Origin of the sequence: Pararcticibacter amylolyticus (assembly GCF_003130405.1) — a bacterium.
In the GTDB taxonomy this organism is placed as follows: domain Bacteria; phylum Bacteroidota; class Bacteroidia; order Sphingobacteriales; family Sphingobacteriaceae; genus Arcticibacter; species Arcticibacter amylolyticus.
In genome coordinates, this window is record NZ_QEAS01000020.1 from 29,891 (window position 1) to 41,748 (window position 11,858).

The 11,858-nt window shown below is 42.9% G+C and carries 10 protein-coding genes; 2 read left to right on the plus strand and 8 right to left on the minus strand.

Annotated elements, in window-relative coordinates:
* Window positions 1–196 precede the first annotated feature (196 nt).
* The 8 genes from DDR33_RS20230 to DDR33_RS20265 all read right to left on the minus strand — a co-directional run bounded on the left by DDR33_RS20230 (window position 197) and on the right by DDR33_RS20265 (window position 9,834).
* Window positions 197–1,105, minus strand: coding sequence for an AEC family transporter (locus DDR33_RS20230; protein ID WP_109417625.1), 909 nt, complete (start codon window positions 1,103–1,105; stop codon window positions 197–199).
* Window positions 1,106–1,330: 225 nt separating this feature from the next.
* The gene (locus DDR33_RS20235) at window positions 1,331–2,632 is read right to left on the minus strand and encodes a sensor histidine kinase (protein WP_109417626.1); all 1,302 of its coding nucleotides are present in this window, start codon (window positions 2,630–2,632) and stop codon (window positions 1,331–1,333) included.
* Complete coding sequence (locus DDR33_RS20240) at window positions 2,616–3,989, minus strand: sigma-54-dependent transcriptional regulator (protein WP_109417627.1); 1,374 nt, start codon at window positions 3,987–3,989, stop codon at window positions 2,616–2,618. Before DDR33_RS20240 ends, DDR33_RS20235 begins: the two co-directional genes overlap by 17 nt.
* Before the next feature lie 19 nt (window positions 3,990–4,008).
* Window positions 4,009–5,175 (minus strand): ABC transporter permease, encoded by a 1,167-nt coding sequence (locus DDR33_RS20245; protein WP_109417628.1) that lies wholly within the window; start codon window positions 5,173–5,175, stop codon window positions 4,009–4,011.
* A 15-nt stretch (window positions 5,176–5,190) separates the two neighbouring features.
* Entirely contained in the window at window positions 5,191–6,429 is a 1,239-nt protein-coding gene (locus DDR33_RS20250; RefSeq protein ID WP_109417629.1) for an ABC transporter permease, read from the minus strand.
* A 20-nt stretch (window positions 6,430–6,449) separates the two neighbouring features.
* Window positions 6,450–7,115 (minus strand): ABC transporter ATP-binding protein, encoded by a 666-nt coding sequence (locus DDR33_RS20255; protein WP_109417630.1) that lies wholly within the window; start codon window positions 7,113–7,115, stop codon window positions 6,450–6,452.
* A gap of 10 nt (window positions 7,116–7,125) precedes the next feature.
* Window positions 7,126–8,583 carry a TolC family protein gene (locus DDR33_RS20260; RefSeq protein WP_109417631.1) on the minus strand — a complete coding sequence of 486 codons (1,458 nt, stop codon included), beginning with the start codon at window positions 8,581–8,583 and terminating at the stop codon, window positions 7,126–7,128.
* A 3-nt stretch (window positions 8,584–8,586) separates the two neighbouring features.
* The gene (locus DDR33_RS20265) at window positions 8,587–9,834 is read right to left on the minus strand and encodes an efflux RND transporter periplasmic adaptor subunit (protein ID WP_109417632.1); all 1,248 of its coding nucleotides are present in this window, start codon (window positions 9,832–9,834) and stop codon (window positions 8,587–8,589) included.
* Window positions 9,835–10,120: 286 nt separating this feature from the next.
* Between DDR33_RS20265 and DDR33_RS20270 the strand changes: the two genes are divergently transcribed.
* Together DDR33_RS20270 and DDR33_RS20275 are read left to right on the plus strand one after the other, a co-directional pair.
* Complete coding sequence (locus DDR33_RS20270; RefSeq protein ID WP_109417633.1) at window positions 10,121–11,176, plus strand: nucleoid-associated protein; 1,056 nt, start codon at window positions 10,121–10,123, stop codon at window positions 11,174–11,176.
* Between the two features lie 55 nt (window positions 11,177–11,231).
* Window positions 11,232–11,765 (plus strand): ExbD/TolR family protein, encoded by a 534-nt coding sequence (locus DDR33_RS20275; protein WP_109417708.1) that lies wholly within the window; start codon window positions 11,232–11,234, stop codon window positions 11,763–11,765.
* The last annotated feature ends 93 nt before the right edge of the window (window positions 11,766–11,858 follow it).

Genomic DNA, 11,858 nt, shown 5'->3' on the forward strand with positions numbered 1-11,858 from the left:
CTCACTTTCCACTCATCACTCATAATAATTCATTATCCGCAACTCCTTTAGCTATCAGTATTCAGATTCTGCTGTTATGAACCAAATAGTAAAAGAGGGATCAGGGGATTTGCCTATTCTTACAATGCTTCTGGATTATTAAAAGAAATAAACGCAGCCGGAGATATAATATTAACTCCGGGAAAAGGATGTAATGTTAGCTCAACAGTATCTGCATGATATACCACCAGAAGGCTGTTGTTAAAAAAGAAAGCAGGATACCTAAACCGACCAGAAGATTTGACAGCTGTGAATTTAGTTTGTACTGATCTGCGATCAGGCTTCCTGTTACGAGGGTTGGCATGGCGGCCTCGAAGAGACTGATCTGGGGGACGATCCCTTTTGTTTTGAAAATGAAGGCGGCTAAAAGGACGAGGGCCGGGGCGATCATGAGTTTATAGACGAGGCCGAAGGTGATGTTTTTAATCTCAGTGCGCCATTTGGAGAACTTCAGCTGAAGGCCGATTGAAAAAAGAGCAAGGGGGCCTACAGTGGCTATTATTTTATCAAGAAGCGGGTTAACCGGCGAGAGATCCATGAATTTTGGAAGAATGAGCGCGGCAATGAACGCAATGAAGGGGGGGAACTTTATTACCTTCTTTAGAAGCACGCCGCCAGAAAGTTCTTCTTTTTCGGATGCTCTTATGGCGGAGATGATGCCGACGGTTGACAGGAGAATAAAGTTTACCTGATCGTAAACGATGGCGATGCTCAATTCTTTTTCACTGTAGTAGGCTATGATCAGGGGGAAGCCGAGGAAGGAGGTGTTTGATAGGCCTAATGCTAATTTGAGACAGCCCCTGGTAGCGTTGCTGATATTGTTGAAGCGTGAGTACAGCTGGATGGAAAGCCAGCCTCCTACCCATACAATGACCGGAGCGATTGCCGGGAAAAGCATTTCTTTGCTCCAGGTGATTGCGGGAATATATTTCAGAGACAGGGCGGGCATTGCTATATAGAGTACCCATGCATTGATGCTTTTGTATGAACCTTTGGGAAGGCTTTTCGAAAAATTAAAAATTAATCCGGCAAGTAACGAACCTGCGATTAGAATGAAAGTTGTCATGTTACGTGTAGCAAGCCGGCTCAGCAGTTAGGATATGGTGTGAATGTACCGGCTCTTATAATTGGACAATAATAATGAATTAGTTGTGTAATAGTTGTTGTTATCATCCGATATTTCGGTTGTGGCTTGAAAATCTTTTGTACCGGGTCATGCCAATACCAGGGTGTCTATGGCGCTAATCTTAAAAGCAGAAAGTTATAGGGGAATTCTTAAGAGATAAGTGATCTAGAAAAAAATGGCAAAATCAGTATAGCCGTCTTTTGCTGTTTTTAACGAAAACCTGAAGCTATGATTGATCAGGATCTCCCTGATCAGTGTCAGCCCTACGCCCTGCCCTTCTTTCTTCGTTGAGTAAAAAGGAGTAAATAGTTTGTTTTCAGCATCCGGAGATATGCCACAACCGGTGTCGCGGACGACCAGCTTTGCCGGATCAGCTGTGAGCATTATTTTGATTTCTTTTCCCGGAGATCCTTCAAGTGCTTCAAATGAATTTTTAATAATATTGATGATGACTTGTTCCATCTGCTGAACATCGAGATCTGCAGTTACGGTTTGGGGAGGAAGAACTAATTCCAGATGTATGTTTTCTTCCTTCGCTTTCAATTCGAATAGCCGGGAAGCAGAAATAAGCATTTCGGACAGATTAGCCGGTTGTTTATTTGGAAGAGGAAGCCTGACAACTTTAGCGAAGTTGCGCATAAACGTATTTAAATTGTTATTTCGGCTGATGGCCACTTCAAGGGCGTTTATCAGATCGCTGTTCGGATGTGTTGATCTTGCATCAGTATCACGGGCAAAAGAGAGGATGGAGTTAACAGGCCCGACTGTGTTGTTCACCTCGTGGGCCATCATTCTGATCACTTTCCCATAAGCTTTCTTTTCGGTTTGCAATATCTCGATACTGAGTTCTGAAAGCATCACAAAATATCGCTGGAAGCCGCGGTCTATAAAAAAGGACTTCTGGCATTTATAGGTTTCAACTCCACTGATACTGACAATTCTTGATTCTCCTGCTTTAAGCTCTTTTATTTCTTTGATAAGAATATGATTGCCTTTCTCAATCTGTTTCTGAAGGCCTTCATTTTCAGTAATACCTAAAAGCTCCATTGCTTTCGGATTGAGATGTTCTATATTATGATCGAAATCCATAATAATGACCCCCGTTGGAGAAGTGCTGATCAGTTTCTCGAGGAATGAATGCTGCTCTTCCTGAAGAGTTCTTTCGGAGCGCAGGCTGTCAATCATATGATTGTAAACACCAATGAGCTGATCTACTTCAAGCTTTCCTGTAGCCCGGAATTTGACATTGAAATCCTGGTCTTTTATGGCGTTGATGCCCTGAAGCAACGTTTTCAGCGGCTGAATCAATTGTTGGTACAGCAACCAGGAAAGCCATAGGGAAATGAGTACAAAAACTTCTGAAATTATGAACAGAACCTTGTTGTCCCTGAAAATAATGAAAGTCAGGGAGATGGTTATCAAATGGAGGATTCCAACAAACAGAAGGTATTTAGTTCTCAGTTTCATCAAAAGGTATGTTATACTTTTCAAGTCTCCTGTAAAGAGCGTTCCTGGTTATTCCCAATGCGGCAGCTGCCCTGGAGATCCGGTTTTTGTGAAACTGCATTGCCTTCTGAATCATCATAATTTCAACCTGTTCGAGCGTAAGAGTACCAACGTCGGGAAGCTGGATAGTCCCTTTTTTTGCAATCGACATATCGTATTGTGACTGAAAGTCTTTAATCTGAAGATCATCCTTTTTACATACCAGAACGGTTCTTTCTACCAGATTTCTTAGCTGGCGGATATTTCCGGGGAGAGACTGCTGCTGCAGCCATTTCAGGGCGTCAGCACTCACTTGCAGGTTGGGTCTGTTATAGATCTCCTTCATGGTGTTGACATAGAAGTTCACAAGCAAAGGAATGTCACCGGGGCGGTCGCGCAAGGCGGGAAGGTTTACAGTGATCAGATTTATGCGGTAAAAGAGGTCTTCGCGGAAGGTTCCTTTACTTACCATTTCTTCAAGGTTCCGGTTTGTGGCACAAACCACCCGCACATCAATAGTCTTTGTGCGGCTGCTGCCCAGGACCTCAAATGTCCGGTCCTGAAGTACCCTGAGCAGTTTGACCTGGCTCCCCTGATCAAGATCTCCGATTTCGTCTAAAAAGATAGTCCCCTTATTCGCCATTTCAAAGCGGCCCGTCCTGTCGGTCCGGGCATCAGTGAACGCCCCTCTGACATGTCCGAACATTTCACTCTCAAACAGCGAGCTGGATATGCCGCCAAGATTTACCTTAACAAATGGTTTACTATTTCTTTTGCTGTTGCGGTGAATGGCTTCTGCAATCAATTCTTTTCCTGTACCGCTTTCACCCATGATCAAAACTGACGCATCTGTTGATGCCACATGTCCGATTGTATCCAGCAATTCAAGCATCCGGACATCTTCGCCAATGATGTTTTCAAAATGATAAAGCTTATCAAGCTGTCTCCGGCCAACATGAAAACTCTTTTTATTATTGAGGTCTAAAAGAGTTTTGACTGACTGCAGAAGCTGTTCGTTAGTCCAGGGCTTGTTAATAAAATCTTTCGCTCCCAGTTTCATCCCCTCTACCGCCAGTCCGATAGTAGCCCATCCTGTTATCAGAATAACCGGGGCTGAGGCGTTTGTTTGCCTGATAGCCTTCAGAAGCTCTATTCCTTCAATACCGGAAGTATCGGCGGAGAAATTAAGGTCCATAATAATCAGCGAGATATTTTTACTGACTATCGCGTTCATCGCTTCGGCTGCAGAGGCCGCTAATTCAATTGCAAAGCCTTCTGCTTTGAGCAGAAGACTTAACGACGTCCTTACAGCTATATCATCGTCAACAACAAGTATCATAATAGAAAGTAAAATACACTTAATCCTCCTGCAAAGCGGTGGATGGATAAATATAAGCCGCTTGCCTGGCGGGATATAAGGAACAAATAACCACCAAAACATAAATAAAAACAACTGAAAAAGCAATGGCTTTCAGATACACCTCTGAAGCAATATCATCTACATTCAGTAAAGGGAACTGAATAGCAAAAAAGGTTCCGGCAATCAGGGATATCGTTGATAACACAAGACCTTCTGTTATAACCTGCCTGGAGATTTCACTGCCACTCGCTCCTACAGCCCTTCGCAGCCCGATTTCCGACTTCCTGCGATTAATATTATACCATAATACCCCGAAGATACCGAGAGCCACATTGATAATAAGAAAACCTACTACTAAGAAGATGATACTGAATGGAATGATCATGAAATTATTCTTCGTTATTCTCTTTTTCTCCAAATGCTCTATTTCGATATTCGCATTCTTGCTAAAATTAGACATTGTCTTGTACAGGCGCGCTTCGAAAGCGGCATCTGCTGATGGACGCACTTTAATTAGCATATAATTCTCATCGCGGTCCAAACTGTCAAGTATTTTAAATACAATGCTTCCTAAAGATCGGTAATCGCCAGTCAGCTTGGCGTTTTCAGCCACACCATTGACTATCAGCTTGTCTGAGCCCATGGTTATGACCTGCCCAATCGGATTCTGCGTGCCGAATAATTTCTCTTTCAGCATTTTATTAATTACCACCCCGGAGTAGCCCTTTCTATGAGCAGGAGCCCAGTTCCCGGAAAGCATCTGCATGTTCAATACTCTTGAATACTCCTTATCGGTGAGATATAAGGTGGCGCTTTGGTCTTTTCCTTTATAACTCACTGCATTACTGATTTCGTTATTGGAGTAAGGGATATTATTTGATGAAAAACAAACATTCTCAACCTGAGGCATGGAAAGGATCATCTTTTTTAAAATATCCACCTGGCCGGCAATTGAATCACGACTGTTGAGCCCCGATGGCAATCCATAATTTACAGACCAGACATTTTTATAATCGAAACCTCTGGGCGTTGTATAAAGGTTATAAAAACCTATGATATTAAAGAATGTGACAAACAGGACAAGAAAGGAAATAAAAATCTCGAGCAGGAGCAGGAAATTCTGCTTCTTTTTATTCCAAATGAGTTTATAGATATGAGTAATCATGTTTTTTGAATTAAGCTAACGGACCTTCAGTGCATTTACAACTTCCATTCGCGACATTCTCCAGGCGGGATAAACGCCGGAGAGGAAACCGAAAATCAAACACGCTATAATTGCATACAGCAGAACGGTGAAATTAATGGTGAGCGTGAGATTAGGAATGAGGGCACTGTTATTGACAGCAGAGAGGATTAAAAAGGAAAAAATCAGACCGATAATTCCCCCTCCAAGGGTAAGAATAATATTCTCAATAATAAACTGCACGGCAAGAGTGCCGGATGAAGCGCCGAAGGCCTTTCTGACACCTATCTCTGAAGACCGCTCCATGATTCTGCTGATATTGATATTCATGAGATTGATCGTCGGAAGCAGCATTAATAGAAGAATTACAATCACCGCTCCGGTAATTACAATCGCAAGACCCGAACTGTCTGATTTTCGTGAAAACATGCGGGTAAAACTTTCGATATAGGAATCAGCATGACTTGATATTTTGGTATAGTCCTTATTTTGGGGAGGGACTTTTAATACTACCTGCTGGTATTCACTCCTGATTTTGTCGAGTTCATCGCTGTTATGAGCAAGCAGAATTGCCGAATACATCCCGTTTATTGATTTATCGCGATAGTCATTTTTTGAGAGCGTATAGGGCAGATACATATCGGCATAGATGAGAGGCGCCGTAATTGGAACACTCTTTACGACACCTGCAACCCGGTATTGTATGTTATCCGTTTCAATATACCGGCCAACACATTTTTCATTTTCTCCAAAATATTGATTCCTTGTATCTTCCGAAATGACAGCTATACGTTCGCCGCTTCTTATTTGCTGAAGGGTATAAGGCTTCCCCTCTAAAAACTTAAATTCAAGCACGTCCCACCATTGGTCATTGGTGAATTTCATATTGATAAGCAGCTTCTTATTTCTGACGTAAGTATTCGTAGCAGTAAAGATTGACGAAATCGCCACTTTTTCAGGGGTTTTCATTGAACGAACATAGTGATCCATATAGTAGAAACTTGCCGGTCCTTTCATCATCCCGTTTTGCTTTGGGTTTTCCTGCATCACAAAGTTGATGTACAGACTCCGGTCGCGGTTTGTATCGGGATAACCTGCACTGGTTATGTTCTCCCAGAATGCGGCAATTACAATAATAATGGTCAGTGTGAAACTAATGCCGAAAAGACTGATAAAGGTGAAGAACTTCCTTCTTCGAAGAACTGCCAGGGCTATTTTAAAATAGTTTTTAAGCATTATCTTAATTTTAAAAGCGTCTATTGAACCTGAGAACCATCGAAAAGACGAACGAGTCTGTGTGTTTTCTTTGCCATCGTCTCATCATGAGTAACCATTACAATGGTGCTCTTTTCAGAACTGTTGAGAGTAAGGAGAATATTCATTATTTCATTCCCCATCGTGCTGTCGAGGTTACCTGTAGGTTCGTCGGCAAGAATGATTTCGGGACTGCCTGCAATAGCTCTTGCTATTGCAACCCGCTGTTTTTGCCCCCCTGATAATTGAGAGGGGAAATGTTTGATCCGGTTGCTTAATCCAACTTTTTCTAAAGCCTCTGAAGCCAGTCTTCTTCTTTCCCTTGCTGTAGAATTGCGATAAAGCAGCGGAAGTTCTACATTATCCATGACAGGAAGATCATTTATCAGGTGAAAGCTTTGAAATATGAAGCCGATCTTCTGGTTCCGGAAACGTGCAAGTTTCTTATCAGGCATATTACCAAGTATCTGGTTATCTATTTTTACCTGGCCTCTTGTCGGAACATCGAGCAGTCCTATTATATTCAGGAGGGTGCTCTTCCCGCATCCCGACGGCCCCATTACAGATAAAAACTCTCCCTTATCAATGTGAAGGCTGATGTTATGAAGAGCAACGGTTTCAATTGTATCGGTGCGGTAAAGTTTTTCAATGTTTTCTAAATGAATCATAACGAATGGTTTATTGATATGTAATTTTCTGGTCTTTATCAAAATCGTATAATGAAAGATACCTTAGGTCATAGTAGGAGCCCCAAAAATCCCTTAATGCAGAGATGTAATCCCTTTTGGCCTGATCTTTCTCCTGAAATGCAATACTCAGATCTGTTATGCCTAAATTGCCTAAAAGATATCGTTCCTTTGCAATAAGAAACTTTTCAGATGCAATGCTGTCGGCCCGGGAGGTTAAAGTTACCTGATCTTTCATCATATCAAATAAGGTTACCTGGGTAAGGATCTCCTGTGAAAAGTTTTGTTTATCCTGTTCTACCGAATACTCAGCGAACTGAAGGTTGGCTTTTGCCGTCTTACTTCTCGACTGAGAGCGGCCCCAGTCGAGAATAGGAATATCCAATTCTATCTGAAGCAGCTGCTGATCCTGGGGGGAGCTCAAAACACCTGCCAGCTGTTTTGAGCTTTTAGAAAAACCCAGACGGGCGGTTAAGGTAGCATTGATCCCGTTATCGCCCTTTGCCTTCGCTACATCGCGTCTTGCTTCGGCTATACGTCTTACAAAGGCGATCGCATCGGCCCTGTTGGCATAAGCTTCCGAGAGCGCCCTGGTTGCGACGATCTGTACCCGGCTGGTTTGCCGGGGCGGTTCGAGAACAATAGCTGCGGCATTTAATCCTGTAAATGACCGAAGGTTAAGCGTGGCTATTTCCATATCGCGCCGGGCTACTCCCACAGCTTTCTGCGATTTTAACTTTTCAAGCTGGAGCTGAAGAATTTCATTCCTCGTGATCTTACCAAGTTCGTATTTTAATCCGGCTACTTTAAGAATATTCTCCGTATTGCTAAAGTTTGTTTCGGCGATCTGAAGATTCACCTGGGCAAGTAAAAGATCGAAAAAAAAGGTGGTTGCATTTACGGCAATCTTCTCCATCGATTCAATGTAAGCTTGTTTACTCTCCCTGAACTTCATAGGCTCCACCCTTTGATCCCATTTCAGCTTGTTGTACTGGAACAGCGGCTGAGAGTATCCCAACGCGTAGGGTGTGCCCCGGTACAGGACGCTGTTCCTGTCGAAATCGTCAAAACGCTGCAACTCTGTAGTCCCGAAGACAGATCCGCCGGTCATCGTGATGCTCTGGCTGAAAGACATATTTATGGATGAATTATTATTCCTGACTGGCTGAAAATCGATGGTTCCATTGGGCTGTAAAACTTCTGCAAAGGTCTTGCTATAACCTGGCAGGATACCCGAAAGTCTTAACTGTGGCTGATAATTGGATTTAAAAGTACGCCATTCCCAGTAACGTGTTTCCCGGGTAGTGGAAGCCTGTTTTGCTGATATCGACTTTTCTTTTGCCATCTGAACAATATCGGTAAGCGATAACTTAAGCGTATCGGAAGTTTGTGCCAGACCCCGGGCGAGATTGAACATTAAGAAAATCAGTATGAGTGTCAAAACTTTCATAGCCTAATCTGTGATATTAATCTCCTTTGTGTTCTTGAAATCGCTCATATCGGAGGTGATTACCGCTTCTCCTCTTTGAATATTGTCTTTAAGTTCGACATAATCGAAATTAGACATCCCGACATGAACCGTCCTTCGAACAGCTTTCCCATCTTTTACTATAAATATATCCTGAGGACCGGCACCCTTAAAGGCAGGACCATTTGCCACCCGGACGACGTGATCATGAAGTTCAGTCACGAGAAATACGTCCGCCTTAAGATTCGGTCGTAGTAATTTGTGATTCTTCTCTTCTAACTGAATTTCAAAGGAGATGAGGCCATTCTGAACTGATGGAGATATGCTTGCTACAGATCCGCGAAGCAGGCTGTCATTTATCCGCACAATAGCGGGCATGCCCCTTCGGAGCTGATCGAGATAGCTGTCGGACAGGGTCGCCGCTACTTTGAACGTGCGCAGGTCAGCAATCCTGGCCAGCACTTCTCCTTCGCGTACAGAAGCACCAATGTTGCCGTTTACCCAGGTTAATACCCCAGAGCGGGTAGTCAGAATATTTGCCTGGTGTAATTTCCGGCCTAGTTCCGACAGGTCCTTTTCCTGAATAGAAGCATCGAGTTCAGACTCGCGCATTTCGGACTTCATTGTTTCCACTTTACTCCTGATCTCGTTTTCAAGTTGTTTTTTTTCGAGCCTGGCTACTTTGAGTTCCAGCTCAGCTTTTGCTACATCCTCCTTTGTGGCTCCTCCCGCCCTGAATAATCGTTTATAGTCTTCGAGAGTTGCTTCCAGACTATTGATCTTTAATTGTTTGATCTCATTACTGGATTTCAGATCATAAAGGATCTTGTTCAGGTCGAGACCGAGTTTGTGGATCGTATTCCGCTTTGATTCAAGTTGAAATTTCTGCTTTTCAAATTCTGCCTGAGAGGAAGCTTTGTCCAGAATGAGTATTGCCTGTTCGGGTTTGACTGAAGTGCCTGCCTGAATCAGCACACTTTGGATAGATGAGTTGATCGGGCTCGTTATTACCTGCTCAAACTCCGGCAGTATCTCGCCTGCGGCAGTGATGGTATTTTCAACTGGTCCTACGTCTGCTATAAAAACCGCAATTTGCGATTTGGAAACAGAAGGTTTAATGATGATCCTGAAGATTACGATTGTGCAAAGGAATAAGATGACACCCGCTATGATGACGTAAATTAATCTTCTTTTCCTTTGCTGTAAAACTTCCCTGGATATGAGCTTGTCCATAGTAACCGGTATGCTAATAGAATGCCAGGTGTAAATATCAGTAAAACAGTAAGTTGGGTTGTTTTGTATTTGTGAAAACGTTCGAAACCGAACAAAATGTTCTATACCGGGTATATTCAGATCAGGCTCTCTGGAAGAGGGATCAAAAATCAGGTATCCACGGCGAGGTTTTGCGCAGCTTGTTTATCCGGGGCATATGGTAGTCTTCACCGAGCCCACATCTAAAGGGCGAAAGCAGTCAACTTAGAGAAATTTTTAGTATGTTTCCGCCCTTTTTGATGTACATATGGTCACATTTTTTGAAGCTTCGCTGGGTAAGCTTTCTATACACAGGGTTGGTAATAAATCACAGGAAGAGTTTTATGTATTGTCGGAAGAACCTTTAAATATTGAAGATGAGGTTCTGAGCAATTTATTACTGCAGTATTTTTTGAAGCCGTTCGAGAAGGTGAACGAGGTGTATCATTTTATGCATTCAAGTGATAACCTGGGGCTGAATGAGGTGTATCATTTTGCTACATCTATTTTTGAAGATCTGGCACCTTTTCATGAGAATACGGAGCATCTTGCCAAATACCTGTACGAGATATCTTCGCATCCCAAGATCAAGGCGGGCGAACTGTATGTAGTGATGTTTCATAATGTGCAGATTGAGGGGGAACTTCTGGACGCGATCGGGATCTTTAAATCTGAAACAAAGGAGACCTTTCTTAAAGTCTACCCGGGAGACAAGGGTTTCAGAATGGAGTATGAGCAGGAAGCGATCAATATTCAAAAGCTGGATAAGGGCTGCCTGATATTCAGGACGGAGAAAGAGGCGGGATATAAAGTGGTAGTTACGGATCAGACCAACCGGAACAGTGAAGCGGTTTACTGGAAAGATGAGTTTCTGAAATTGCAGATAAGGAACGATAGTTTTAATCAGACAAACAATACTCTTGGGATTTATAAGAATTTTGTGAGTACAAAGCTCGATGAGGAGTTTGATTTAACGAAAGCGGATAAGATTGACCTTCTGAATAAGTCCATGAAGTATTTCAAGGAGAAGGAGACTTTTGATATGGATGAGTTCTCAAATGAAGTGATCGGGAATCCTCAGGCGATCGAGTCTTTCAAAAACTTTAAAAACAGCTATGAGCAGGAGTTTGATACGGAGATCCCGGAGTCTTTTGAAATTTCTGTACCGGCAGTGAAGAAGCAGGCCCGGGTGTATAAGAGTGTCCTGAAGCTTGACCGGAACTTCCACATTTATATTCACGGAGACCGGGAACTGATTGAGAAAGGATTTGATGATGGAAAAAATCTGAATTACTATAAAGTATATTTTAAAGAAGAGGAATAATGTATGGAATTTTAACTAAGGCTGCATCTATTTAATGTACCTAAAGTTAAAAATCATGGCAGAACTAAACAACACCCCGACATCTAAAAAAGCAGGAAGATCAACTAGAGCGTTTGCTCCCCGTATCGATTTTACTCCAATGGTAGATCTGATGTTTCTGCTGATTACTTTTTTTATGCTGACCACTACACTTGCGAAGCCTTCGGCAATGAGCCTGGCTATGCCGGATGACGGAGGGGATACTATGCCCATTGCGGATGCCAGGACTATGAGTGTCTGCATCGGCAAGAACAATATGATGGAGTGGTATATGGGGGCTCCGGAATCACCTCTTACTAAACCTGCAGTGGTTGGTGCGGGCAAGACGCAATTGCGGAGAGTGATAACGGAACAGGGGAGAAAAGTAGTTGAAAAAACAGGGAATCCGCGAAAGGGAATTATTGTGCTGGTTAAACCCAGTGATAAATCGGTCTTCAGAGATGTGGTCGATATTCTTGATGAGCTCCAGATCACCGGAGTGCAGGCATATACTTTGGCTGATATCAGCCAGATAGAAATAGAGCGCCTTAAAAAAGATGGTATTTATTGATGTCATCTTTGTACTTTCGTAGCCTGGCGGAAGCGGGGGATTTGGGGTAGGTGAGCGGTGATCCGTCAGGTTAAATAATTTGAGGATGCGCAA